The following is a 25,303-nucleotide window of genomic DNA, read 5'->3' on the forward strand; positions in this document are numbered from 1 at the left end:
TTGAATATACAAAAGGCGGCCTATTTGGCCGCCTTTTTTGTGTTTTCTGCAAAAAATTACCAATATCGGCCCCATATAAAGATATATTTATGTCCTTCTGTGCCTTGTCTTTCCGTCGCGAACTGACTAACACTGAAGGAAGATTTGTTCTTTGAGGGGAATCCCACATGCGCGCGAATTACCTGTTTACCAGCGAGTCAGTTGCCGAAGGTCATCCGGACAAGGTTTGTGACCGTATCTCCGACGAAATCGTCGATCTTGTTTACCGCGAAGCCGCCAAGACCGGCGTCAACCCCTGGGGCGTGCGCATTGCTTGCGAAACGCTGGCCACGACCAACCGCGTCGTCATCGCCGGCGAAGTTCGTCTTCCGCCGAGCCTGATGAAGAAGGACAAGAACGGCAACGACGTCATCAATCCGTCGAAGTTCAAGGCCGCCGCGCGCCGCGCCATCAAGGATATCGGCTACGAGCAGGACGGCTTCCACTGGAAGACCGCCAAGATCGACATCCTGCTGCATTCGCAGTCGGCTGACATCGCTCAGGGCGTCGACAACGCGTCCGACCAGCAGGGTGACGAAGGTGCCGGCGACCAGGGCATCATGTTCGGCTACGCCTGCAAGGAAACGCCGGACCTCATGCCGGCTCCGATCTACTATTCGCATAAGATCCTGCAGTTGCTCTCGATCGCCCGCAAGAAGGGCGAGGGCGAAGTCGCCAAGCTCGGTCCCGATGCCAAGAGCCAGGTCACCGTTCGCTACGTCGACGGCAAGCCTTCGGAAGTGACCTCCATCGTGCTCTCCACCCAGCACCTCGACGAGAGCTGGGATTCTGCCAAGGTTCGCTCCGTCGTTGAGCCCTATATCCGCGAAGCTCTCGGCGATTTGCCGATCGCTGCCGATTGCAGCTGGTACATCAACCCGACCGGCAAGTTCGTCATCGGCGGACCGGATGGCGATACGGGCCTGACGGGCCGCAAGATCATCGTCGACACCTACGGCGGTTCGGCAGCCCATGGCGGCGGCGCATTCTCCGGCAAGGACACGACCAAGGTCGACCGTTCGGCCGCCTATGCCGCACGCTATCTCGCAAAGAACGTTGTTGCTGCCGGCTTTGCCGATCGCTGCACGATCCAGATCGCTTACGCTATCGGCGTTGCTCAGCCGCTGTCGATCTATGTCGACCTGCATGGCACCGGCAAGGGTGTAACGGAAGATCAGGTCGAGTTCGCGATCCGCAAGAGCATGGACCTGTCCCCAACAGGCATCCGCCGTCATCTCGATCTCAACAAGCCGATCTACGCCAAGACCTCTGCTTACGGCCATTTCGGTCGCAAGGCTGGCCGCGACGGCTCGTTCTCCTGGGAGCGCACGGATCTGGTAAAGGCGCTCAAGGAAGCGCTGAACACCCGGGAAGCTGCATGACGGAACCGGAGCGCCGGAGCCGGGCGACGGAAGCATTCTACGGCCGGCGCAAGGGAAAACCCTTGCGCGAGCTGCAGGCCGAAAAGCTGAAGACGCTGCTCCCGGCATTCCTGATCGACCTCTCAGCGGCTCCCCCGGAGCCGCTGAGCAAGCTTTTCCCGGTGCCGGTCGAAAGATTGCGCCTGGAAATCGGCTTCGGCGGTGGGGAACATCTGATCCATCGTGCGCTGGAGCAACCTTCGACCGGCTTTGTCGGCGTAGAGCCCTTCGTCAATTCCATGCAGAAGCTCTTGTCGCGCATCGACGATACGGGCGCGCGCAACATCCGCGTCTATAATGACGATGCGACGCAATTGCTGGACTGGCTGCCGGACGCCTGCTTCGATCAGATCGACCTGCTCTATCCGGACCCGTGGCCGAAGCGGAAGCATTGGAAACGGCGCTTCGTCTCGAAGGTCAATCTGGACCGCTTCCATCGCGTCCTGAAGCCCGGCGGTCTATTCTGCTTTGCGTCTGATATTGATACCTACGTCAACTGGACGCTGCAGCACTGCCGCGACCACGGCGGTTTCGATTGGCTGGCCGAAAATGCAGCCGACTGGCTCACTCCCTATGAGGGTTGGCCGAGCACGCGCTATGAGGCCAAGGCCCGGCGCGAAGGGCGATCGTCCGCCTATCTGACGTTCCGCAGGATCTGATTTCCACCTTGCCTCGAAGCATCGCCTGCGATCTATTCGCCGGCGTCAACGGGGGAAGGCACCATGAGCTTTGAAGTCTACCTACAGCGTTTCGAGAATGGCAACACCGCGAGCTTCGCGCGCAGCCATGTCGAAGAGGTTTTTGGCCCTCGCATGACCCGGGCAGTCAACGAAGCGGGAATGATTGAGCTGACCTATCCGGAAGGAGGCGGCGGAACACTTCATGTCGGCATCGGACCGCAGATATCGAACATTACCATCTTCCGACCCGGCGGCGCCGAACTCTTTGACGATCTGTTTGTCCTGATGACGCGGGTTGGCGCGGTGCTCTATTGGCCCGACGAGCCGCCCTGCTTGGCAATTGCCACGAAGGATGCGGACGCTAACCTGTCAGCCGACATGCTGGCGGCGCTTGGGGCGGGTATTCTGGTGCATTCCGGCCGTGATATCATTGCAGCGATCAAGAGGATGATTTGATCGGAGGCGGCAGATGGCCGCCTCGTCAGGCATTTTCAATCAGTGAAGGCTGACGGTCTTCAGTTCGTCTTCGGCTGCCTTGTAGAAGGTGCTAGAGCGATTGTCGGTCAGAAGGATCGGCGTGCCGTCGGCGCCGAAAAGTGCCCAGAGGTCAACATCCGGATCGATATCCGGCGCTTCGGGGAAGCAGCGCGAGACCTCTTCGGAACGCATTTTGCGGATGTAACCGACTTCGCCGCTGCCCAGATGGGCAAGTTCGGTTTGTGTCAGTCGACCAGTGACTTCTCTCAGCAGCATTCGCGTGCCTCCAGCATGAGGGACCCAGCGGCATTGAGCCGTTGTCCTACTGTGAGACCGAAATGTTAATTTTTTTCACCATGCGGGCCGGTTCCGGTCGAATGAGGTCGACCGAAAGCAAACCATTTTTGAGACCGGCGCCGAGAACCTGCATGCCGTCGGCCAGCATGAACATGCGCTGGAACTGTCGTGCGGCGATACCGCGATAGAGATAGTCCCGCTCTTCGTGTTCGACCTGTCGGCCACGGATGATCAGCTGGTTCTCTTCCGTCGTCACATCCAACTCTTCCTCGGAAAAGCCGGCGACGGCCAGCGTGATGCGCAACCGCTCGGGCTCGCCGGAGATGCGGTCGGCGCGCAGGCGTTCGATATTGTAGGGAGGGTACCCGTCGCTGACCTTGGAGATCCGCTCAAGCGTCTTCTCCATTGCGTCGAACCCCAGAAGGAGTGGGCTGGCAAAAGGCGTAATTCGGCTCATCGTCTTTTAAGTCCTTGGGGGCAAGCGACCTTCCCGGACCTCGTATCGAGCATCCGGATAATGCTAATATGGGCATCGGCCCCAGTAAGCGCAAGACGACGGTCTTCCGTCGGGTGAAATCTCTGTGGTTACATTTATTCTGGCCGGCTACTTCCCGGAGCAGGCTTTGCTGTTGCTTGACAAAGGCGGCAACGGTCCCCATCAAACCATACTGGCGATGGCAAAACGCAATCCGGCTGTGGGCTAATTGCGATTCGTCTGGCCCAAAGGGTTGCTGACAGCGGCCTCAAAATGCTCCCTTTACGGAGTTAGGGAACAGCGCAGAAGGCGCCTTCGGGCGCCAATGCAAGGAATTGAAAGAGACCCAGGGACCATGGCCGAGCCACGAAAGATTATCATCGATACCGATCCGGGACAGGATGATGCCGCCGCAATCATGCTGGCCTTTGGCAGCAGGGAAGAGCTCGAGGTGCTGGGCATCACGACGGTCGCCGGCAACGTGCCGCTGTCTCTGACCAGCCGCAATGCGCGCATCATCTGCGAGCTGTGCGACCGCCGCGACATCAAGGTCTTTGCCGGCGCCGACAGGCCGATCGCCCGCAAACTGGTGACCGCCGAACATGTGCATGGCAAGACGGGTCTCGACGGCCCTGAACTCGCCGAGCCGACCATGGCGCTGCAGGCGCAGCACGGAGTCGATTTCATCGTGGAGACATTGCGCAACGAGCCGGAAGGTTCCGTCACGCTCTGCACCCTAGGCCCCTTGACCAATGTCGCCATGGCTTTCCAGAAGGCGCCCGATGTCGTCGGCCGGGTGCGTGAGCTTGTCATGATGGGCGGCGGCTTCTTCGAGGGCGGCAACATCACGCCGGCTGCCGAGTTCAATATCTACGTCGACCCCGAAGCCGCCGATATCGTTTTCCGCTCCGGTGTTCCAATCGTCATGATGCCGCTCGATGTCACGCATCAGCTGCTGACGAAAAAGGATCGCGTCCAGCGCATGGCCGATATCGGTACGCCGCCTGCCATTGCCATGGTCGAGATGCTGCAGTTCTTCGAGCGTTTCGATGTCGAGAAGTATGGATCCGACGGCGGCCCGCTCCACGACCCGACGACGGTTGCCTATCTCTTGAAGCCGGAGCTGTTTCAGGGCCGGGAGTGCAATGTCGAGATCGAGACCAAGTCGGAACTGACGGTCGGCATGACCGTGGTCGATTGGTGGCACGTGACCGACCGCAAGCGCAATGCCAAGGTCATGCGCAATGTCGACGCCGACGGCTTCTTCGCGCTCCTGACCGAGCGATTCGCCAGGATTTGACGTCACAGACGAGATATTTGTTTGCATGAAAAAAGCCGCCGGATCGCTCCGGCGGCTTCTTAACTTCGGCAGCTTATCGTCTCTCAGAATTCTTCCCAATCATCCTGAGCAAGCGCGGTTGCGCCCTGGACCTGCGGCTGAGGGCGGCGAGCCGGTGCCGGCGCGGGAGCCGCGCGGCGGACCGGCGTGGGTGCGCGCATCTGCTGGGCCGCAGCGCGCAGCGCGGCGATAGGCTGAGCACCCTGGCCGGAGATGCGGAAGCGGGTGACCAGCGCCTTCAGGGTCTGGGCCTCGTCGTTCAGCGCGACGCTGGCGGCAGTCGTTTCTTCCACCATGGCAGCATTCTGCTGGGTGACCTGGTCCATCTGGTTCATCGCGGAGTTGATCTCCTTGAGCCCGATTGCCTGTTCGCTGGCGGATGCCGAGATCTGGCGGATGAGGCCGTTGATCTCCATGACCTGCTCGGCGATTTTGTGCAGCGCGCTGCCGGTCCGGCCGACGAGATCGACGCCTTCCTTGACCTGACCGGCCGAGGTGTTGATGAGCGTCTTGATCTCCTTGGCGGCATTGGCCGAACGCTGGGCCAGTTCGCGCACTTCCTGGGCAACGACCGCAAAGCCTTTGCCGGCTTCACCGGCGCGGGCCGCTTCGACGCCGGCATTCAGCGCCAGCAGGTTGGTCTGGAAGGCGATCTCGTCGATGACGCCGATGATGCGCGAGACCTCGGTCGAGGATTGCTCGATACCCTGCATGGAGGCGATCGCCTTCTGGACGATCCCGCCTGATTTCTCGGCATCCTCGGATGCTGCATTGACGCTTGCCGCAGCCGTGCGGGCGTTCTCGGCGCTGGAGTTGACCTGGGCGGTAAGCTCATTCAGCGCTGCGGCAGTTTCCTCGAGGCTTGCTGCCTGCTGTTCGGTGCGGCGGGCGAGATCCGAAGCGCTGTTGCTGATCTCGCCGGTACCGTTGCCGATATTGCCGACGCTGAGGTTCATCGTGCCGATGGTCTCTTCGAGGCTGGCGAGCGCATTGTTGAAGTCTTCCTTCAGCTGGGCATACTCGCCCGGGAAGGTCTCGGCGATGCGATAGCCGAGATTGCCATGCGAGAGCTCGGCCAGGCTTTCACCCAGCGTCGAGACGATGCGCCGCTGCAGCGCGACGGAGTCGTTGCGTTCCACTTCAGAGCGGGTGCGCTCGGATTCGGCGGCGTGACGCTGCTCGTTGGCTTCGCTTTCTAGCCGCTTCGTGTCGGCAAGCGCAAAGCGGAAGCCTTCGAGAGCCTTGGCGACTGAGCCGATTTCGTCTGCACGATCCTGGCCGGCAACCGGCTCGGCGTAATTGCCGGCGCTGAGGCTGCCGACGCTGGCGACGAGACCGCCGAGCGGGCTCTGCACGAAGGAGCGAACCGCGAAGTAGAGTGCGAGCATGACGGCAGCGAGCACGATCAGGCCGGCAATGATCATCGTATAGGTCTGGTCAGTGACCGGTCCGGCGACGGCGCTGTGCGGCACATCGACGAGAACGACCCAGGTGGCGTTCAGGCCGGGGACAGCGAAGGGATAAACAACGCGGTCATAGGGCTCGCTGGTATCCTTGCCGAGATCCTTGATGAGGCCCGGTGTCTGTGAGCTCAGCGCGGACTTGACCTTCTCGATGCCGTCGCCCTGATAGTCCTTCATCAGCAGCTTGGCATCGGGCGCAACCAGCCACTTGCCACCCTGGGAAACCAGCATGACGCGGCCGCTGCCGAAGGGGTGCAGCTTCTGCAGCTTGTCCGAAAGCGAGGCGAGCGAGATGTCGACGCCGGCAACACCGATCATCTTGCCGTTCGACAGGACCGGATAGGCGATCGAGCTCATGAGGGTCGGAACGTCGGTGCCCTCGGCCATATAAGGCGCAGTGATGGCGCCCTTACCGCTGTCGGCGGCGAGCTTCCACCATTCAGCCGTATAGTCGTTGTCGAAGGTGGAGAACTGGATGCCGCCATCCTTGGTCTTCGACCAGTAGGGCGTGAAGGCACCCTTCTCGTTTACGCCTTGATCCTTGTTGTTGGCCAGTTCCATCGTCTTGCCGTCGAAGGTGCCAAGCTGTTCGCAGAACCAGCTGCCGAAGGCGAAGGCATTCTGCTCAACATTTGCCTTGAGGATGTTGATGATGCCCTTGCGATCGAGATTATGTCCGGCATGTGCGCGGCCGACAATGCCGGCCATCGAGCGGGCGGCGCTGGCGAGTTCGCCGATATTGGCGGCGATCTCATTGGAGATCGACTTGGCCTCCGAGTTCGCCTGATCCATGGTCAGGGTCTGAACACGGTCACGTGTTTGAGAGATCAAATAGAAATTCGAGATGAAAAGCACGAGCGCAATCGCGACACCGGTCACCAAGATGAGCTTGGCCGCGAGCGACTTCATACGGAAGATGGACATCATTCCCTCGAGAAAACGATGCTTCGGATGACATTATCCGCGGGCAAGGTCGGTACAGGAGGATCCCATCATGGGATCGCCGGGGGATCCGTCGGCACAGCAATATGTGCCGCAGGCTGCGCCAAATATGGTCCACAACCACAAAAATTTGATTAATTGCATCTTCGCCAAATGGGCCGGAAACGCTGGAAAACCAGCGTTTCGCTCAATGCGACGCATCTTGTTTCAACCGCGACCTCAGGGCTGTCTCAGAGCGCCGCGGCTACCTCGGATGCGACGGGAATGGACGGCTGCGCGCCCGCCTTGAGGCAGGCAAGCGATCCGGCAACGGCGGCGCGGCGTAGCGCCGCATCGAACTCCAGTCCATCATCAAGGCTGGCTGCGAAATAGCCGCAGAACGTATCGCCGGCCCCGACGGTATCGACGGGTTCGATGACGAGTCCTTTTGCCCTGGAAATATGGCTGTCGCGAATGGCAATGACACCATCGCCGCCGAGCGTCACGATCAAGGTCTGGCCGGTCTCTGCGTGCAGACGCTTCAGCGCCTCTTCGCGGTCTGCGGCAGTCATGCCCTCCTGTCCGGCCAGCCGCTCGAACTCCGTCTCGTTGGCAATCACGATGTCGGCCAGCCGACCGAGGCGGGGCGCGTCGGGAATGAGCGGCGCGAGATTGAGGATCGTCGTAACACCCTTCGCCTTCGCCTCCGACAGCGCCTGCTCGACGGCAGCGACCGGGATTTCAAGCTGAAGCATCAGCTTATCGGTCGGCTGAAGCGCCGCAACGGCCGCCGTCGCATCAGCGGCCGTTACGGTCCCATTTGCGCCCGGGACGACCGCGATCATGTTTTCTCCGTCGCCACCGACGAGGATGAGCGCCGTACCTGTTGGCTCCGACACACGCTTGACGGCGGAAAGGTCGGTTCCGGCGCCATCCAGCAATTCAAGGGCGGGGCTCGCAAATCCATCCTGACCGACGGCTCCGGACATGCGCACCGACGAACCGGCGCGGCGGGCGGCGAGCGCCTGGTTGGCGCCTTTGCCGCCGGCTGCCGTCGAGAAGCCGTTGCCGGCAACGGTCTCGCCGGGCTTCGGCAGGCGCTCGGTGGTGGCGATAAGGTCCATATTGATGGAGCCGAAAACAGTGATCATGGAATGGGTCCGCCCTAACTGATTTTGGCGCGACACTGCCTGAAGCGATCAGTCCTCGTCAACCACCCGCAGTTTCAGAAGTCCCGTGCGGCTCTCAACGGCCTTCGGCGTCTCGGCCACGGTTTCAGATTTGGGACCGGCCTCGAATTCCAGCGCCTCGATCTTCTGGCCGCGCCGCGTCAGCTTGTCCGCCGAGGTGACGATCATGTCGACATCCTTCTGCGCCATGGCGAAATGCCCCTGTAGCTTGCGAACCCGCTCGTCGAGCCGCGAAAGGTCGTCCATCAGATGCGCCACTTCGCCCTGGATCAGGTGCGCCTGCTCGCGCATCCGCTGATCCTTGAGAACGGACTGGATGACCTGGATCGACAGCATCAGCAGCGACGGCGAAACGATGACGATCCGCGCCCGATGCGCCTTTTGCACGATCGCTTCGAAATTCTCGTGGATTTCGGCGAAGATCGATTCCGATGGCACGAAGAGGAAAGCCGTGTCCTGCGTCTCGCCCTGGATCAGGTATTTCTCCGACACATCACGGATATGGACGTCCATGTCGCGCCGGAATTGCTGGGCCGCCGCCTTGGCCTGCTCGGGACCGCCGGCGTCTCGGATGGCATTCCAGGCCTCAAGCGGAAATTTCGCGTCGATGACCAGTGGCGGCAGGCCGTTCGGCATCTGGATCGTGCAATCCGGCCGCGACCCGTTCGAAAGTGTCTGCTGAAAGGCATAGGCACCCATCGGCAACCCGTCCGCGACGATCGTCTCCATACGCGACTGGCCGAAGGCGCCGCGGGTCTGCTTGTTGGAAAGGATCGCCTGAAGCCCGACCACATCCTTCGCCAAAGACTGGATGTTGGTCTGCGCGGCATCGATGACCGCAAGGCGTTCCTGAAGGCGCCTGAGGTTCTCATGTGTCGTCCGGGTTTGCTCGCCGATGGTGGCGTTGACACGCTGCGTCATGCCGTCGAGCCGTTGGCCTATCGATTGGTTGAGTTCCGCCTGTCTCGATCCGAATACCTCGGCCATGGTGGCAAGACGGCCCTGCATCTCGGCCTGGACTCGCAGCAGTTCCGCCATTCCCCTCTCGCTGTCTGCGGCGCGATCCGCCGCCTCCTGCGATCGCTGCCTGGCAGTCGCGGCGTAAAAGAAGAGGACCACCACGCACAGGACAAGAATGCCGGCCGAGACGAGCAGCGTCGTCGTCGGAATGGCACGGCCAAGAATGATGACGGTTTCGGCGGGAACGTTTGTAGGGGTCATGGGCGCGAGCATAGCAAAATAAATTGCAATATCCAGATCAAAACGTGAACAAAGTTACCGGAGCAAGAGATACTTACCGAACTTCACTTTTTGAGAGGCTACTTAACCAATGATCAACGATATTCGCAGAAGTGTATTGCCAAATGACATTTTCTTCGTTCGCCGCCCATTCGGGCCCCGCGTTTACCAGAATAGAGATTTGACAATGAAGTCCGAGACATCAGAGACCGCGCTGAAAGAACGCCTGGATTTCATTGAGATGGACGAGGCGACGCGCCGGACCCTTCGCGATCTGCGCCCCACGTTGACCGGCTTGTTGGGCGGTGCTCTCGACAAGTTCTACGACAAGATGGGCCGGACGCCTGCCGTTTCCCATTTCTTCCGCGACAAGTCGCATATGGCTGGGGCGAAAAAGGCGCAACAGGGCCATTGGGGCAATCTTTCGAACGGCAATTTCGATCAGACCTATGTCTCCGGCGTTACGACTGTCGGCAAGACCCATGCCCGTATCGGCCTTGAGCCCCGCTGGTATATCGGCGGCTATGCGCTGGTCATGTCGGAACTGGTCAAGGGCGTCATGGAGAAGCAATGGCCCTTCATGTTCGGCAGGCAGCACGCCAAGGCACTGGGCGAGAAGCTCTCCGCCGTGATCAAGGCCTCTCTACTCGACATCGACTATTCGATCTCCGTCTACCTTCAGGCCATCGAGGAGAAGCGCCAGGCGCTTGAGGCAGAACGTGCCCGGGCCGAGGCCGACCAGCAGATCGCCATGGACCATCTGCGTCGCGGCCTAGACGCTCTGTCGAAGGGAAATCTGGAAGCGACGCTGCCGGAGGACCTGCCGGGCAACTTCCGCCAGATGGCGGCAGACTACAACAACGCCGTTGCGTCACTGCGTCACTCCATCGTCTCGGTGCGCAAGCGCTCCGACGGCATCATGAGCGGCACTGACACGATTACCAAGGCAACTGATGATCTTGCCATGCGCACCGCGCAGCAGGCGGCAGGCGTCGAGGAAAGCTCGGCGGCCCTGCAGCAGCTTTCGGTCAGCGTCGGCCAGACGGCTGCGAACGCTCAGAAGGCCTCGGCTGCCGTCAGCGACACCCAGCATCAGGCAAAGAGCTCGGGCGAACTGGTCACCAGCGCGGTTTCCGCCATGGCCGAGATCGAAAAATCCTCGACCGAAATCTCCAAGATCATCGGCGTCATCGACGAGATCGCCTTCCAGACCAACCTTCTGGCGCTGAATGCCGGCGTCGAGGCAGCACGTGCGGGGGATGCGGGCAAGGGCTTTGCCGTGGTCGCGCAGGAAGTTCGCCAGCTGGCGCAACGCTCGGCCGAAGCAGCCAAGGAGATCAAGAACTTGATCTCCCAGAGCTCCGCGCAGGTCGATGCGGGCGTCGATATCGTCTCGAATACTGGCACGGCGCTGACCGACATGATCAGCCGCATCGACGGCATCAACCGCTTCGTCGCGGACATTGCATCAGCCGCCAAGGATCAGGCGCTGGGCGTCAGCGAGGTCAGTGTCGCCATCCGCAATATGGACACCATCACCCAGCAGAACGCGGCCATGGTCGAGCGTACCTCGGCCGAGACGAAGCAACTCCGTACCGAAGTAGACAATTTGATCGACCTGCTGAGCGGCTTTGCAACGCGCCTCGACGGGAAAGCGATCGAGCCGGTCATGGACCGCCGCGCAGCCTGAGCGCGGCTTTCGGCAAAAAACACTTTGCCCGCCAAGTTGATAATTCCCTCCCGTAACAAGATGCGTTATGGGAGACTTCATGACGATCAAGCCTCTTATCATTCTGCCCGATCCCTTGCTGCGCCAAGCGTCCACTCCGATTGAGCGCGTGGATGCCGATATCAAGCGCCTTGCCGACGACATGCTTGAAACCATGTACGATGCCCCCGGTATCGGGCTAGCCGCAATCCAGATCGGCGTGCCCCGCCGCATGCTGGTCATCGATGTTGCCCGCGAGGGTGAGGAAAAGCAGCCGCTCGTCTTCATCAATCCCGAAATCCTTGCCTCCTCGGACGAGCGTTCGGTCTATGAAGAGGGTTGCCTGTCAATCCCGGATTACTATGCCGAGGTCGAGCGGCCGGCGACGGTCAAGGTCAAGTATCTGGACCGCGACGGTAAGGAACAGCTGGTGGATGCCGATGGTCTTCTCGCCACCTGCCTGCAGCACGAGATCGACCACCTGAACGGCGTGCTCTTCATCGATTATATCTCGCGGCTGAAGCGGGAAATGGTGATCAAGAAGTTCACCAAGGCGGCCAAGACCAAGGCGCTCTGAGCCGGCGGTTGAAAATGCTTCCCGTCACCCCTATGATATCGATGATATCAAAATAGGAGGTGCCTATGGGTGATCTTCTGATCCGCAATGTGCCGGAAGCAATGAAGCGCGACATCGCCGAGCGCGCCGAGAAGAATGGCAATAGCCTTTCCGATGAAATGAAGTCGCTTCTGCGAAAAGCGATGGCTGATCACGATGCCGAGGATAAGCCAGTGCGTTCCGCGTGGGAGAGCCTGCAGGAAGTATTCGCGCCATTGACGGCGGAAGAGAAGGATGAATTCGCCAAGATCATGGAGGAGATCGAGGCGGAGCGGAAGAAGGATTTCGGACGACCGTTCGAGGATTTCGAGTGATCGTGCTCGACACCAATGTCATTTCGGATGCCACGAAGCCCGCGCCGGATCCGCGTGTGCGGTCCTGGCTTCTGCAGCAGCCCGAAAACGAACTCCATCTTTGCGATATCGTGGTGATGGAGCAGTCCTATGGAGCTGAGCGGTTCTGGCTGCGCACACGGTCCAGGCGCTATCTCGAAACATTCGACCGGCTGTTGGATACTTATGGCGGCAGAATACTGGCCTTTGATCGGCATGCCGCGATCGAGACCGGAAGGCTGCGCGCTCGGCGCGAAGCGATCGGCCGGCCGATCTCGGTTCAGGACGCCATGATCGCTGCGATCTGCCTTGCCCATGGCGCGACGCTGGCGTCGCGCAATACAAAAGACTTCGAGGGGCTTGATCTCAAGCTCGTAAACCCGTTTGAAGGCGCCTGAACAAAATAGTGGACGCTTGAATGTCGCTTAGCATCATCTTCATGGGTACGCCCGAATTCTCGGTCCCGACCTTGCGCGCCCTGGTCGATGCTGGCCACAGGGTCGTCGCGGTCTATACGCAGCCGCCACGTCCAGGCGGGCGGCGCGGCCTCGATCTGCAGAAATCTCCGGTGCATCAGGCCGCCGAGTTGCTGGGATTACCCGTGCTGACGCCCGTAAACTTCAAAGACCAGGAAGATCGTCAGCGTTTCATTGACTTCAAGGCCGACGTTGCAGTTGTCGTTGCCTACGGCCTGTTGTTGCCGCAGGCGATTCTCGATGGCACGCGCTATGGCTGCTACAACGGCCATGCCTCGCTGCTGCCGCGCTGGCGTGGTGCCGCTCCCCTCCAACGCGCGATCATGGCCGGCGACAAGAAGACCGGCATGATGGTCATGAAGATGGACAAGGGCTTGGACACCGGTCCGGTCGCTTTGACACGAGAGATCGAGATAGGCGAGGCCATGACCGGCGGCGAACTACACGACAAGATGATGCTCGTCGGCGCCAAGGCCATGGCCGAGGCGATGATGAAGCTCGAACTGGACGAATTGCCCCTGACTCCCCAACCGGCAGAAGGCGTGATTTATGCCGCCAAGATCGACAAGGGCGAGACGCGTATCGATTTCGCCAAGTCGGGCGTAGAGGTGCACAATCACATTCGCGGCCTTTCGCCTTTCCCCGGCGCCTGGTTCGAGGCGGCGATTGCCGGGAAACCTGAGCGGATCAAGGTGCTTGGTTCTGCGGTTGCAGAAGGCGTCGGCCAGCCCGGCGAGGTGCTGACGGACGATCTGGTCATCGCCTGTGCGAGCGGCGCCGTGCGCCTGACGAGACTGCAGCGGGCCGGCGGCAAGCCGCTCGATGCGGCCGATTTCCTGCGCGGCACACCGATAGCGCCGGGCACGAGGCTTGCCTGATGCCGCGATACCGCATGACCGTCGAATATGACGGTATCCCCTATGTCGGCTGGCAGCGTCAGGACAATGGCCCTTCGGTTCAGGGCGCGATCGAAAAGGCGATCCTGTCGCTGACATCAGAGACCGTATCCATCCGCGGTGCCGGCCGCACCGATTCCGGCGTCCATGCCATGGGCCAGGTGATGCATGCGGATCTCTCGAAGGAATGGTCGACCTTCAAGCTGCAGAACGCGCTGAACGCCCATTTGAAACTCGGCGGCGAGCGGGTCTCCGTTTTCGACGTACAAGAGGTCGATGCTCGCTTCGACGCCCGTTTTTCAGCGCTGCGCCGGCACTATCTCTATCGCATCATCAGCCGCCGCGCACCGCTCGCCCTCGAACTCGGCCGTGCCTGGTGGGTCGCAAAGCATCTGGACCACGAGGTCATGCATGCCGCGGCGCAGACACTGGTCGGCAAGCACGATTTCACCACCTTCCGCTCCGCCCATTGCCAGGCAAACAGTCCTGTCAGAACGCTCGACCGGCTGGATGTGACGCGCAGCGGCGATCTGATCGAAATCCGCGCCACGGCCCAAAGTTTCCTCCACAACCAGATACGTTCCTTTGCCGGCACGCTGAAAATGGCGGGCGAAGGCAAGTGGACGCCCGATGACGTAAGAGCGGCGCTGGAGGCTCGTGACCGCAAGGCCTGCGGCCCTGTCGCTCCGCCGGAAGGGCTCTATTTCATGCAGGTGGATTATCCGGACGATCCGGATTTCTGCCCCGTCTCGCTTGACGAGGCAGACGAGTGATCGGTTTTCAGCTTGGCGGATAGATGCCGAGGAAGCGCTGCAGGAAATCGGTGAGCAGCATGGAAGGTACCAGCAGCACCAGCGTCAAACCACCGACGAAGAGCGGATACGCGCCGCAGATCATCCGCAGGATGCGGGCGAGCACAAAGATCAGCGCCAGCATCAGCGCGTACCAGAGTATGGCGGTCAGCCCTTCCGATCCCGGCACGAAAGCGACGAATGCGATCAAAAGCGCATTGAGATAGGACAGCGGCAGGCCGAGCCAATTGACGGTCACCACGATCGGCGCGAATTTTTCGCCCGTCTTGAAGATGAGCAGCATCACGCCGGCGAGGATCAGCGGCACCAGCCAGCTTGCCGCTTCCACCAGTCCAAGCCGAAAGAAGAAGGCAGGCCCGACCGAGCTTTGCGGCGGCATGGCAGCCAGATAGAGACGCTCCCACCATATCCATGTAATACCCATCGGTGGGATGCACCAAAGGATCGCCCAGAAGGAGCGCAGGACGCCGCGATCGGAAATATCGAGATAGCGAAAGCCGCGCTGGTCCATGCGAACCAGCAGCCAGAGACCGGCGAGATAATATTGGACCTCCTTAAACGACGGCATTCGCAAACCATCGTTCGATGAAGGTTTCATAGATCACAGTCAGCGTCTCCAGGTCCGAAAGCGCGACGCGCTCGTCGACCATGTGCATGGTCTGGCCGACAAGCCCGAACTCCACGACAGGGCAATAATCCTTGATGAAGCGCGCATCCGAGGTGCCCCCCGTCGTCGACAGTTTTGGCGCCTGGCCGGTGACCGTCTCGATCGAGGAGGAGAGGGAGGCGATCAGAGCGTTGTTGCGCGTCAGGAAGACATGGCTCGGTCGGTCTGCCCAGATGATTTCATACTTAGCCGGCTCACGGCCGGGGCGAAGTGTCTGGTCTGCTGCGGCCTTGTCCAGCCGCGCAATGATCTCCGCCTTCAGCGTGTCTGCCGTCCAGGTGTCGTTGAAGCGGATGTTGAAGCTCGCCGTTGCCTTTGCCGGAATGACATTGGTCACCGTGTTGCCGACATCAACTGTCGTCACCTCAAGGTTCGACGGCTGGAAATTCTCGGTCCCGCTATCGAACGGCGGGTCCATCAGCGCCTGGGCCAGCGCCAGCATGCCGCGCACCGGATTGTCGGCCAGGTGCGGATAGGCCGCATGACCCTGGACGCCATGAACGATGATCTTTCCCGAAAGCGAGCCGCGACGGCCGATCTTGATCATGTCGCCGAGCCGGTCCGGATTGGTCGGTTCGCCGACGATTGATGCGTCCCAGCGCTCGCCCTTCTCGGCGGCCCATTGCAGGAGCTTGATCGTCCCGTTGATCGCAGGGCCTTCCTCGTCGCCAGTGATGAGGAAGGAGACGGAGCCTTTGGGCGCGCCATGCTTCTCGATGTAGCGGGCGACAGCCGCCGCAAAACAGGCAATCCCCCCCTTCATGTCGACCGCGCCACGGCCGAAAAGCTCGCCGTTGGCAATGTCAGCCGCAAAGGGCGGATGGCTCCAGGACGCTTCGTCGCCGACTGGAACCACATCCGTATGTCCGGCAAACATCAGATGCGGGCCGGCGTTTCCGAGCCGCGCATAGAGGTTTTCGATGTCGGGCATTCCGGCCTCCGATGCCGTCATGCGATCGACCTTGAAGCCGAGGGGCAAGAGCATGTCTGCAAGCGCAGAAAGCGCCCCGCCTTCGGCCGGCGTGACGGAAGGGCAGCGAATCAAAGTCTGAAGATTGGCAACGGGATCTGATGTCATCGGGGGCGGATTATCCGGCGGGAAATGGCAAAGCGATGGCAAGTCTGGAAAGACGTCATGAAAATTATCGCCCGTGAAAAATGGGCTGCTCCGCGTCCTTCCTAAAGAGGCGCCGCGAAACCGTGGCGCCTCGTTCTTCAGCTCTTAGTCGCGCAGCAGCTCGTTGATGCCGGTCTTCGAGCGGGTCTGCTCGTCGACGCGCTTGACGATGACGGCGCAGTAGAGACTGGGGCCGGGCTGGCCGTTGCCCATCGGCTTGGCTGCCGGAAGCGATCCGGCGACGACGACGGAGTAGGGCGGCACTTCGCCATAGGTGATCTCGCCGGTGGCGCGATCGACGATCTTGGTCGACTTGCCGATGAAGACGCCCATGCCGAGCACGGATCCTTCACGGATGATGCAGCCCTCGACGACTTCCGAACGGGCGCCGATGAAGCAATTGTCCTCGATGATCGTCGGGCCAGCCTGCATCGGCTCCAGAACACCGCCGATGCCGACACCGCCGGAGAGATGCACATGTTTGCCGATCTGGGCGCAGGAGCCGACGGTCGCCCAGGTGTCGACCATCGTGCCTTCGCCGACATAGGCGCCAAGGTTGACGAAGGACGGCATCAGGATTGCGTTCGGGGCGATATAGGCCGAACGGCGGACGACAGCGTTCGGCACGGCGCGGAAGCCGGCTTCGCGGAAGCGGTTTTCGCCCCAGCCTTCGAACTTCGACGGTACCTTGTCCCACCAGGTGGAACCGCCCGGGCCGCCGTCGACGATCGCCATGTCATTGAGGCGGAAGGAGAGAAGGACCGCCTTCTTGAGCCACTGGTTGACGGTCCAGTTGCCGTCACTGCCCCGCTCGGCCACCCGCGCTTTACCCCCGTCGAGCAGCTCCAAAGCAGCTTCGACAGCGTCGCGAATTTCGCCGCGTGTCGACGTATTCACATTGTCGCGATTGTCGAAAGCAGCTTCGATGGTCTTTTCAAGCGAGGTGAGATCGGTGGCGCTCATGGGAAATCCTTAAACTTCAATGGATATCGTGCATGCCGGAGAATATCCGGAAATACTGTCGGTTGACCGGTGTTCTGCTCTACAGCAAGGCCCCGGAAAATGGAATGATTTTTCGGATTGGATTGTACTTGGCTTCAAGGCTTCAGGCGGCATATGAATCCGGAGGCTGTCCCGCAATAGCGGCGACCGGCCGGATTATCTATTGAAAGGCATTCTGAAATGGCAAAGGCGAAGAACGGCAAATTGCGGCGCAAGGACGGGGTCTGGGATCCGCTGAAGACGAGTTCCGCCGACAAGCAACGCGCCGAGGCCGTGCCGAAGACGCCGCAATCGCTGTCGCCGGCCTATCGTCTTGCCTATGCAGACGAGGATTTCCTGTGCCGCGAGGAGTTGCGGCCGATCCGCCTGCAACTGGAGCTTTTGAAGACGGAAATGCTGCTGACGGAGCGCGGCATCAAGTCGACCGTCGTCATGTTCGGCGGCGCGCGTATTCCGGCGCCGGGGCAGGCTGCCTGGGCAGCGCGCAACGAGACGCAGCGCGCCAACCTGGAAGCGGCCTCGATCTATTATGATGAGGCACGCAAGTTTGCCCGTCTCTGCTCGAAATATTCGGCTGGCTTTGATTTCCATGAATATGTCATCGTTACAGGCGGCGGCCCTGGCGTGATGGAAGCGGGCAATCGCGGTGCAGCCGAGGTGGGAGCGCCTTCGATCGGCCTCAACATCGTTCTTCCGCACGAGCAGGCGCCCAACGTCTACGTGACACCGGAGCTGAGCTTCAATTTCCACTATTTCGCCATCCGCAAGATGCATTTCATGGTGCGGGCCAAGGCCATCGCGGTCTTCCCCGGTGGTTTCGGCACGATGGACGAGTTCTTCGAATGCCTGACACTGATCCAGACGGGACGCATGGAGCGCCTGCCGCTCATCCTTTTCGGTGCCGCCTTCTGGCATAAGGTCATCAATTTTGAGGCACTGGCGGAGTTTGGAACGATTGCGCCTGACGACGTCAAGCTGATCAGCTTCGTCGAGACCGCCGAAGAAGCGTGGAAGATCGTCGCGGATTTCTACGAGCACGCAGGCGAGCACGACCTCAGCCCGGAGGCCGTCGAGCCCTGATATGAATTAGGCCCGCCATCGCGATGCGAGGCGGGCCTTTCCGACGGGGAGGAGCGCCGGCTTTCGAATGCTTACGGGAACGGCCGATCCGGCATGTCGTCGATCGAAATCACGCCGTCATGGTTGCGATCCATCCGGTCGAAGATTTTGTTGGCGAAGGCTTCGGCCTCTGCCTTGCTGATCTGGCCGCTGCCGTCAGTGTCGACGCGGGCAAACATCATCACTTCCATCATGCGGGCTTCACGCATCCAGGAGCCGCGCGGACCGTGGCCGCCATGGCGCCCGTGTTCCGGTCGAGCCTGGTCGCCGTCGCCGGGCTTGCCGTTCTGGTCGCCGTTCTGGTCGTTCTGCGCCGTGTCGTTCTTGTGCGCGTCCCTCCAGGCCTTCATCTTGTCCTGGCGGTAGGTCTTGAGTTCGGCAGGCGTGACTTGGCCGTCGTGGTTCGCGTCGATCTGGTCGTAGATCTTGTCGATGCCCGTGGTGAATTCTTCCTTGGAGACCTTGAAGTCGCCATTGGTGTCGAACTCTTTGACCATGCGGATGAAGATGACTTCCGGCGGCGGGCCCATGCGGTGCCAGCCCTGGCGGCCCTGATGCATCTTGCCGTGATGGCCCATCTTGCCGTGATTATCTCCGGTCGCGGCCAGTGTTGCGGTCGCGGCTGCGCCGACCAGCAGGGTCGAAGAAAGCGCCGCGATCAGAATCTTTTTCCCGTTCATCTTGTTACCTTTCGTTGCCGAGTGGACAAGATCGAAGGTAGGCCTCACCCATCGTAAGGACCAGTTAAACTCCTGTAAGATGGATGAAACTTTTGTAATCCAGCGACTTAGATAATTTCGTTAAGAAATGCCGTCAGATCGTCGGTGATGTAGTCGACGTTCCCGTCCTCGTCGCTGTGCCGCTCCCACCATTCGGTCACCGTGTCCTCGAGATTCTGCGGCACGAGCAGCACGGTGCGCATGCCGAGTGCTTTCGGGACCGTGAGATTGCGCGGCAGGTCCTCGAACATGACCGCCTTTTTCGTATCGACCCGGTTGAGCGCCATGAACTTGTCGTAGGTGGCGCTTGCGGGCTTGGGAACATAGCCGGCCGCAACGATATCGAAGATATCGTCGAAATGATCGAGGATGCCAAGCGCGCCGGCCGTCGCCCGCGCATGGCTGACACTGCCATTGGTGAAGATGAACTTCCGCCCCGGAAGCGCCTTGATGGCTGAAGCCAGTTCCGGCTGCGGCATCAGGTGCGAATAGTCGATGGCATGCGCTTTTTCGAGGAAGTCGTCAGGGTCGACGCCATGATGGATCATCAGCCCCTGCAGCGTCGTGCCGTGGTCCAGATAGTACTGCTTCTGCAGTTTCCGCGCCTCGTCGCGCTCCATCTGCAGCAGCGTCGACACATAGGCCGTCATGTTCTTGTCGATCTGCGAGAAGAGATCGACGTGATGCGGATAGAGCGTGTTGTCGAGATCGAACACCCAGTCGCGGATATCAGCGAAATCGGCCTTGGCGGCCTTGGTCTTTGTCTGTGTCATGACGGGCGTTATGGCATGGGTATCAGGCGAGGGAAATGGAAATATGTCTGCCCATGCTGTCAGCAGCTGTCATTGCCGACATGTATGGCGGGCGCTATGACGTAAGAGCGTCGCAAATTCGGGGAGGAAATGGGATGAGTGAGGTCGAGAAGGCAAAGTCGTTCACGGCGCTGCATGTCAAGGGCAGCCCGGTTATTCTCTATAACATCTGGGATGCCGGGACGGCAGGCGCGGTCGCTGCCTCAGGCGCCAAGGCGCTTGCGACCGGAAGCTGGTCGATCGCCGCCGCCCACGGTTTCGGCGATGGCGAAAATATCCCCTTGCCGTTCCTGGTCGAGATCGCCCGGCTGATCGCATCGGGCGTCGATCTTCCGCTTTCCGTCGATTTTGAGGGCGGCTATGCCGTCGCGCCGGACGATGTCGCCGCCAATGTCTCCAAGATTATCGATGCCGGCGCCGTCGGTATCAATTTCGAGGATCAGGCTGTCGGCGGCGCCGGGCTTCATCCGATCGCGCTGCAGGCCGAGCGTATCCGTGCAATCCGCGCGATGGCCGACCGCCGCGGCATGCCGCTTTTCATCAACGCACGCACCGACATCTTCCTGCAGGAGGCGGATACCGCAAAACATGCCGGCGTCATGGACGAAGCGCTCGATCGCGCCAAAGCCTTCGAAGCCGCCGGAGCCAGCGGCTTTTTCGCGCCCGGCCTAGTCGACCCTGACTTGATCGGCGGGCTGTGCGAAAAAGTCGCCCTGCCGGTCAACATCATGGTCCGCCCGACGACGCCCGACAATGCCACGATGGCCAAACTCGGCGTCAGCCGCATCAGCTACGGCCCGGGACCCTATCGTGCGATGATCGAATGGCTGAAGGCCGAGGCTGCGGCGGTCTACCGCTGACCGCGCTCATGCAGCATTAGCGGCGCGTCCAAGTCTGGGACTTGCATAGCACGTTCATCGCGCAGCCCGTCAGCTTTATGCTGTCGCCCGACACCTTGAGCGTTCCGCTATAGGTCCTGTTGGTCTGCGGATCGGTGATCTTGCCGCTGTAGCTGTCATCCTTGCCGCTGAACGTGCCGATCTGCCGTCCCGCATATTGTCCGGTCTTGGCGGTGATGCAGTAGCCTGAACCGCAACGGCTGATCTCCGATGTCTCGCCGTTTTGCGTTTTCCAGTTTCCAAGCAGGGGGTCGGAAGCATTGGCGAGGCCGGCCATCGTCAAATACGTTGCCGCCAGGATCGATAGGGTCCTCATTGGAAATCTCCGCACTGTGATAATTTCATGCCGTCCGGCGAGTTCATATACTTTGAATCTCGCTCTGCGGCATCGCTTTTCTCGCAAACGGCACGCAGAGGATGGCGCAGGCCGTCAGGATCGCGATGGCGAGCCAGGCCTCGTTGATAGCCTCGACGCTGGCGGCGGTCTGGACCAGTGGATCAAGCGTTGCCGTCACATCGGCATCAAAGGCGCCGGTGTGTCCGATGACAGTCTGCGCCGGTGCGCCGATGAAGGCCGCCGCGCCGGCGTCGCCGCTTTGCAGACGCTCCCATAGCTTTTGCCCGAGCGGCTCCGATCGGGTGTAGATGACCGTATCGATCAGCGCGATCCCGATGGCGCCGCCGAGATTGCGCATCAGATTGAAAAGGCCGCTGGCATCGGGAATGCGCTCCGGCGGCAGCGTGCCGAGCGCCAGGCGCGTCGGCGGCAGCAGGCAGAACATGATGGCGGCGCCGCGAATGACCTGCGGCCAGAACATCGCATCGTAATCCGATCGCGGGTCCTGGAAGGTGCTCATTCCAAGCCCGAGCGCAAAAAGCGCAAAGCCAATCGCCGAGAGCAGGCGCGCGTCCATGCGCTTTTCCAGCGCGACGGCGATCGGCGCCGTGATCAGTTGGACGATGCCGGTGACCAGCATGGTCATTCCGATCTCCAGCGCATTGTGTCCCCTGATGAAAGCGAGGAAAACCGGCATCAGATAGACGGAACCGAACAGGCCGATCCCAAGCACGAAACTGAGAATGCAGCCCGCCACGAAATTCCGGTCGCGGAAATTATGAAGATCGACGACAGGATGCCGTTTGCGGCGCGATCGCCAGACGAAAAGAGATCCGGCAGCAAGAAACAGTGCAAGCAGGCCGATTACCCAAGGCGATATCCAGCCGTTGGTCGGCGCCTCTTTCAGGGAAAGCTCCAGGCTTGTCAGCGCAATCGCCATCACGACCAGGGACAGGACGTCGAGCTGCCGGAGTTCGGAGAGGTCAATTTTTCGCCTGGGCAGAAACGATCCCGCAACAAGAGCCGCGGCAATACCGGGAAGAATATTGATGAGAAACAGCCAGTGCCAGGAGTAGGTCTCCGTGAGCCAGCCTCCAACGATCGGCCCGACCGTTGGAGCAAGAACCGCAAGGACGCCGGCAATGGTCGTGGCGACAGCCTGCCGTCGCTCGGGAAACAGGATGAAGACGGCAGAAAACACCGAGGGTATCAGCGTTCCGCCGGAAAAGCCTTGCAGCACGCGCCATGCGACGAGCTCACCGAAACTTCCGCTGGACGCGCAGCCTGCAGAGGCGAACACGAACAGGCCGAGCGCCGTGACGAAAAGCCAGCGCATCGACAGCAGCCTCGTCAGAAAGCCGGTCAGCGGAATGGCGACCACCTCGGCGATGAGATAGGCGGTCTGTATCCAGCTCATCTGGTCGGGATCGATGTCGAGGGCAGACTGGATCGTCGGCAGGGATGTGGCCACGACCTGGACGTCGAGTATCGCCATGAACATGCCGGCGCACATGGCGATGAAGCCGGCCCAGACGACGGCCGACGTTCCTTCGGGATGCACGGCTTCGGACGATTTCGACATGTGATGATTCCGGCCAGGGCGGCGTTGTCGGCCCTTGCAAATGACAGCGCGACCCCGCCGGCCGGCCTGTCGGATGCCACGGCTGAGGCATGCACCGCTATTTCGGCGGAGACAACATCACAGTTCGAATGAAGAAAGAAGCCGGATGGACCGGTTGCGGCGCGTTTTTCCTGCGGCAACACGATGATGTGTATCGCATTGCCGCCGCCGTATAAGCCTCTGGAACCGATCGCTCAGGGGACGATCAATGTTCCGACGCCGTGCTCGGTAAAGATCTCGAGCAGGACCGAATGGGCCGTCTTGCCGTTCAGAATGACGACGCCCTGGACACCCGCCTTGATCGCATCGATGCAGGTCTCGACCTTCGGGATCATGCCGCCGGAGATCGTGCCGTCGGCGATCAGGGCATGCGCCTGGGCGACGGAGAGTTCCTTGATGAGATTGCCCTGCTTGTCGAGAACGCCGGGAACATCCGTCAGGAAAAGCAGGCGGGTAGCGTTCAGCGCACCGGCGATGGCGCCGGCGAAAGTATCGGCGTTGATGTTATAGGTCGCGCCGTCGCGGCCGGGAGCAACCGGGGCGATGACCGGGATCATTTCCGAGCGGGCAAGCAGGTCGAGCAACGTGCGGTCGACCTCGACCACCTCGCCGACGAAGCCGAGATCGAGCACCCGCTCGATGTTGGAATCCGGGTCCTTTATGGTCTTTCGCGCCTTTTCGGCGAAGACCATGTTGCCATCCTTGCCGCAGAGGCCGATCGCCCATTCGCCGGTCTGGTTGATGAGGGCGACGATCTCCTTGTTGATCGAGCCGGCAAGAACCATCTCGACGATTTCGACCGTCTTGGCGTCGGTGACGCGAAGGCCGCCTTCGAATTTCGATTCGATGCCCATCTTGCTCAGCATCGCGCCGATCTGCGGCCCGCCGCCGTGGACGACGATCGGATTGACGCCGGATTGCTTGAGGAGAGCGATGTCGCTGGCGAAAGCCTTGCCGAGTTCGGGATTGCCCATGGCGTGGCCGCCATATTTCACCACGATCGTCTTGTTTTCGTAGCGCTGCATGAAGGGCAGCGCCTGGGCCAGAAGACGTGCTTGGATTTCGCTCTCGGACTCGTTCATGGCATACCCCTTGGGAATTGATCGCGGCCTTTTATCTCAACTTTTTGACAGATGGAATAATGATCTCGGGATTAGTTTTCTGCGTACTAGAGGCTGTGGCGACGAGCCTGCATGGCTTGCTGTCCATGTGATTTTACGAATATGATCAACTTTGGACGCATTCGAGGGATTTGATGGCCAGTGACGATATCGCCGTGCTTATCAGCCGTGTTGCTCTGCAGGATCAAAATGCGTTTTCCGATCTCTACAAGAAAACAAGTCCGAAACTCTTTGCCGCATGTTTCCGTATCCTGAAAGACAGGACCGATGCAGAAGAATCTCTCCAGGAAACCTACGTGAAGATCTGGCAGCGCTCTGATCGTTTTGCCGCATCCGACAACCCGGCCATGCCGTGGCTGATGGCAATCGCGCGCAATCAATCGATTGATATGATACGCTCGAGAAAGCCTGTGGCGGACGAAATCGACACGGTCTACGATCTGGCGGACGCCGAGCCAGGGCCCGAACGCCAGGCGGAGATAAAGGGAGAGGGAAGGCGGATTGACAGGTGCATGGAAGAGTTGGAAGCTGATCGTGCACAGGCTGTTAGAAGCGCCTATGCCGAAGGTCTGAGCTACCAGGAACTTGCAGAGCAATATGCGGTTCCGCTGAATACGATGCGCACATGGCTGCGCCGAAGCCTGATCAAACTGAGAGAGTGCATGGACCGATGACCACACCGGATCAAAGCAAAGGGGGACGCTCCCGCGACGAGGTGCTCGCCGGTGAATATGTGCTTGGAGTGCTCTCGCTGGAAGATCGGCAGAAGGTGGAAAAGCGGATGCGCAGCGACCGGCAGTTTGCCGCGATCGTTACCCGCTGGGAACAGAACCTTTCCGGCTTCAATGAGGAATATGAGAGCATCGTGCCTTCGGCGGCGGTCTTTCCGAAGATCGAGCAGCGGATATTCGGCGAGTATCGCGCGGGCGGAAATCTTTGGAATTCCTTGCTGCTCTGGCGCGTCGTGGCGCTTGCCTCTCTCGTGTTTGCTGCCGGCGTCGTCATTTTCAACGCCAACCTCATCAAGCCTCAACAGGGCGGCAAGCCGTTGGTAGCGGCCCTCTCGGCTCAGAACAGCGCCATTGCCTTGATGGCGAGCTATAACGCCCAAAGCGGCAAGCTGCGCGTGACACCCGTGGCCTCGGGCCAGCCTGAGGAAAAATCGCTGGAGCTGTGGCTGATCAAGGGCAGCGATCCCGCGATCGCCCTTGGCGTCCTGCCGCAGACGGGCGAGGGCGAACTCGCGATCCCGCAGAATATTCGCGGCCAGATCTCCGAGGGCGACGTGCTTGCCGTCAGCATCGAGCCCTTCGGCGGTTCGCCGACCGGCAAGCCGACCGGCGACGTCGTGGCCTCGGGCACCGCGCGTATCCCCTGAACGATTCTTCGAAACGGTCTCCGTCACCGCTACGGGCGGCAGCGATGAAGTGCGCCGCGGGTTTTGAAGAATCTCATTTCGGCTGAAACTCTTTTTCCGGCCTCTTCGTACTTCCAATACCCCCGGCGAT

27 protein-coding genes are annotated in these 25,303 nt (G+C 60.6%); 14 read left to right on the forward strand and 13 right to left on the reverse strand.

Features of this window, described 5'->3' with window-relative positions:
• Positions 1–167 precede the first annotated feature (167 nt).
• From metK to EV561_RS09725, 3 genes are all read left to right on the forward strand, one after another.
• The gene (gene metK, locus EV561_RS09715) at positions 168–1,421 is read left to right on the forward strand and encodes a methionine adenosyltransferase (RefSeq protein ID WP_132520701.1); all 1,254 of its coding nucleotides are present in this window, start codon (positions 168–170) and stop codon (positions 1,419–1,421) included.
• Entirely contained in the window at positions 1,418–2,119 is a 702-nt protein-coding gene (locus EV561_RS09720) for a tRNA (guanosine(46)-N(7))-methyltransferase TrmB (RefSeq protein WP_132520704.1), read from the forward strand. The genes metK and EV561_RS09720 overlap by 4 nt, the downstream gene beginning before the upstream one ends.
• A 63-nt stretch (positions 2,120–2,182) precedes the next feature.
• Positions 2,183–2,596 (forward strand): hypothetical protein, encoded by a 414-nt coding sequence (locus tag EV561_RS09725; RefSeq protein ID WP_132520707.1) that lies wholly within the window; start codon positions 2,183–2,185, stop codon positions 2,594–2,596.
• Positions 2,597–2,635: 39 nt separating this feature from the next.
• Here the strand turns inward: EV561_RS09725 and EV561_RS09730 are convergent, their stop codons facing one another.
• Positions 2,636–2,893 (reverse strand): DUF1150 family protein, encoded by a 258-nt coding sequence (locus tag EV561_RS09730; RefSeq protein WP_132520710.1) that lies wholly within the window; start codon positions 2,891–2,893, stop codon positions 2,636–2,638.
• Between the two features lie 46 nt (positions 2,894–2,939).
• Positions 2,940–3,371 (reverse strand): Hsp20 family protein, encoded by a 432-nt coding sequence (locus EV561_RS09735; protein ID WP_132520713.1) that lies wholly within the window; start codon positions 3,369–3,371, stop codon positions 2,940–2,942.
• 373 nt (positions 3,372–3,744) lie between these two features.
• On the opposite strand from EV561_RS09735, the gene EV561_RS09740 reads away from it, so the two are divergent.
• A complete protein-coding gene (locus EV561_RS09740; protein ID WP_132520716.1) occupies positions 3,745–4,689 on the forward strand; it encodes a nucleoside hydrolase in 945 nt (314 codons plus the stop codon).
• A gap of 83 nt (positions 4,690–4,772) precedes the next feature.
• On the opposite strand, the gene EV561_RS09745 is transcribed toward EV561_RS09740, so the two are convergent.
• The 3 genes from EV561_RS09745 to EV561_RS09755 all read right to left on the reverse strand — a co-directional run bounded on the left by EV561_RS09745 (position 4,773) and on the right by EV561_RS09755 (position 9,523).
• The gene (locus EV561_RS09745; RefSeq protein WP_132520719.1) at positions 4,773–7,115 is read right to left on the reverse strand and encodes a methyl-accepting chemotaxis protein; all 2,343 of its coding nucleotides are present in this window, start codon (positions 7,113–7,115) and stop codon (positions 4,773–4,775) included.
• A gap of 248 nt (positions 7,116–7,363) precedes the next feature.
• Positions 7,364–8,263 carry a ribokinase gene (locus EV561_RS09750; protein ID WP_132520722.1) on the reverse strand — a complete coding sequence of 300 codons (900 nt, stop codon included), beginning with the start codon at positions 8,261–8,263 and terminating at the stop codon, positions 7,364–7,366.
• A gap of 48 nt (positions 8,264–8,311) precedes the next feature.
• Positions 8,312–9,523, reverse strand: coding sequence for a DNA recombination protein RmuC (locus EV561_RS09755; RefSeq protein WP_132520725.1), 1,212 nt, complete (start codon positions 9,521–9,523; stop codon positions 8,312–8,314).
• Positions 9,524–9,728: 205 nt separating this feature from the next.
• Here EV561_RS09755 and EV561_RS09760 point away from each other — a divergent pair, with 205 nt between their 5' ends.
• From EV561_RS09760 to truA, 6 genes are all read left to right on the forward strand, one after another.
• Entirely contained in the window at positions 9,729–11,231 is a 1,503-nt protein-coding gene (locus tag EV561_RS09760) for a globin-coupled sensor protein (protein WP_132520728.1), read from the forward strand.
• A 79-nt stretch (positions 11,232–11,310) separates the two neighbouring features.
• Positions 11,311–11,826, forward strand: coding sequence for a peptide deformylase (gene def / locus EV561_RS09765; RefSeq protein ID WP_132520731.1), 516 nt, complete (start codon positions 11,311–11,313; stop codon positions 11,824–11,826).
• Between the two features lie 65 nt (positions 11,827–11,891).
• Positions 11,892–12,179 (forward strand): plasmid stabilization protein, encoded by a 288-nt coding sequence (locus tag EV561_RS09770; protein WP_132520733.1) that lies wholly within the window; start codon positions 11,892–11,894, stop codon positions 12,177–12,179.
• Positions 12,176–12,595 (forward strand): type II toxin-antitoxin system VapC family toxin, encoded by a 420-nt coding sequence (locus tag EV561_RS09775; protein WP_132520736.1) that lies wholly within the window; start codon positions 12,176–12,178, stop codon positions 12,593–12,595. The genes EV561_RS09770 and EV561_RS09775 overlap by 4 nt, the downstream gene beginning before the upstream one ends.
• A 20-nt stretch (positions 12,596–12,615) precedes the next feature.
• Positions 12,616–13,551 carry a methionyl-tRNA formyltransferase gene (gene fmt, locus EV561_RS09780; RefSeq protein WP_132520739.1) on the forward strand — a complete coding sequence of 312 codons (936 nt, stop codon included), beginning with the start codon at positions 12,616–12,618 and terminating at the stop codon, positions 13,549–13,551.
• Entirely contained in the window at positions 13,551–14,342 is a 792-nt protein-coding gene (truA, locus tag EV561_RS09785) for a tRNA pseudouridine(38-40) synthase TruA (protein ID WP_132520741.1), read from the forward strand. Before fmt ends, truA begins: the two co-directional genes overlap by 1 nt.
• Positions 14,343–14,349: 7 nt before the next feature.
• Here truA and EV561_RS09790 read toward each other — a convergent pair whose 3' ends face one another.
• The 3 genes from EV561_RS09790 to dapD form a co-directional block, all read right to left on the reverse strand.
• Positions 14,350–14,949: a hypothetical protein gene (locus EV561_RS09790; protein WP_132520744.1), complete on the reverse strand. Its 600-nt coding sequence runs from the start codon at positions 14,947–14,949 to the stop codon at positions 14,350–14,352.
• Positions 14,936–16,126 carry a succinyl-diaminopimelate desuccinylase gene (gene dapE, locus EV561_RS09795; protein WP_132520747.1) on the reverse strand — a complete coding sequence of 397 codons (1,191 nt, stop codon included), beginning with the start codon at positions 16,124–16,126 and terminating at the stop codon, positions 14,936–14,938. Before dapE ends, EV561_RS09790 begins: the two co-directional genes overlap by 14 nt.
• 144 nt (positions 16,127–16,270) lie before the next feature.
• On the reverse strand, positions 16,271–17,128 hold the full coding sequence (dapD, locus tag EV561_RS09800; protein WP_132520749.1) for a 2,3,4,5-tetrahydropyridine-2,6-dicarboxylate N-succinyltransferase: 858 nt from the start codon (positions 17,126–17,128) through the stop codon (positions 16,271–16,273).
• A gap of 219 nt (positions 17,129–17,347) precedes the next feature.
• Here dapD and EV561_RS09805 point away from each other — a divergent pair, with 219 nt between their 5' ends.
• On the forward strand, positions 17,348–18,247 hold the full coding sequence (locus EV561_RS09805) for an LOG family protein (protein ID WP_132520752.1): 900 nt from the start codon (positions 17,348–17,350) through the stop codon (positions 18,245–18,247).
• A gap of 71 nt (positions 18,248–18,318) precedes the next feature.
• On the opposite strand, the gene EV561_RS09810 is transcribed toward EV561_RS09805, so the two are convergent.
• Both EV561_RS09810 and EV561_RS09815 read right to left on the reverse strand, forming a co-directional pair.
• Positions 18,319–18,966, reverse strand: coding sequence for a calcium-binding protein (locus EV561_RS09810; protein WP_132520755.1), 648 nt, complete (start codon positions 18,964–18,966; stop codon positions 18,319–18,321).
• A 107-nt stretch (positions 18,967–19,073) separates the two neighbouring features.
• Complete coding sequence (locus tag EV561_RS09815; RefSeq protein ID WP_132520758.1) at positions 19,074–19,778, reverse strand: pyrimidine 5'-nucleotidase; 705 nt, start codon at positions 19,776–19,778, stop codon at positions 19,074–19,076.
• Positions 19,779–19,912: 134 nt separating this feature from the next.
• Between EV561_RS09815 and EV561_RS09820 the strand changes: the two genes are divergently transcribed.
• Positions 19,913–20,677 carry an isocitrate lyase/phosphoenolpyruvate mutase family protein gene (locus EV561_RS09820; RefSeq protein ID WP_132520761.1) on the forward strand — a complete coding sequence of 255 codons (765 nt, stop codon included), beginning with the start codon at positions 19,913–19,915 and terminating at the stop codon, positions 20,675–20,677.
• Between the two features lie 16 nt (positions 20,678–20,693).
• Here EV561_RS09820 and EV561_RS09825 read toward each other — a convergent pair whose 3' ends face one another.
• The 3 genes from EV561_RS09825 to argB all read right to left on the reverse strand — a co-directional run bounded on the left by EV561_RS09825 (position 20,694) and on the right by argB (position 23,756).
• Complete coding sequence (locus EV561_RS09825; protein WP_132520764.1) at positions 20,694–21,032, reverse strand: DUF2147 domain-containing protein; 339 nt, start codon at positions 21,030–21,032, stop codon at positions 20,694–20,696.
• A 43-nt stretch (positions 21,033–21,075) separates the two neighbouring features.
• Entirely contained in the window at positions 21,076–22,635 is a 1,560-nt protein-coding gene (locus EV561_RS09830) for a DHA2 family efflux MFS transporter permease subunit (protein ID WP_132520767.1), read from the reverse strand.
• 233 nt (positions 22,636–22,868) lie between these two features.
• Positions 22,869–23,756 carry an acetylglutamate kinase gene (gene argB / locus EV561_RS09835; protein WP_132520770.1) on the reverse strand — a complete coding sequence of 296 codons (888 nt, stop codon included), beginning with the start codon at positions 23,754–23,756 and terminating at the stop codon, positions 22,869–22,871.
• 173 nt (positions 23,757–23,929) lie between these two features.
• Between argB and EV561_RS09840 the strand changes: the two genes are divergently transcribed.
• Both EV561_RS09840 and EV561_RS09845 read left to right on the forward strand, forming a co-directional pair.
• Entirely contained in the window at positions 23,930–24,469 is a 540-nt protein-coding gene (locus EV561_RS09840) for a sigma-70 family RNA polymerase sigma factor (RefSeq protein ID WP_132520773.1), read from the forward strand.
• Positions 24,466–25,173 (forward strand): anti-sigma factor, encoded by a 708-nt coding sequence (locus EV561_RS09845; RefSeq protein ID WP_132520776.1) that lies wholly within the window; start codon positions 24,466–24,468, stop codon positions 25,171–25,173. The genes EV561_RS09840 and EV561_RS09845 overlap by 4 nt, the downstream gene beginning before the upstream one ends.
• Positions 25,174–25,303: the final 130 nt, after the last annotated feature.

The organism is Rhizobium sp. BK376 (assembly GCF_004341625.1).
GTDB lineage: Bacteria > Pseudomonadota > Alphaproteobacteria > Rhizobiales > Rhizobiaceae > Rhizobium.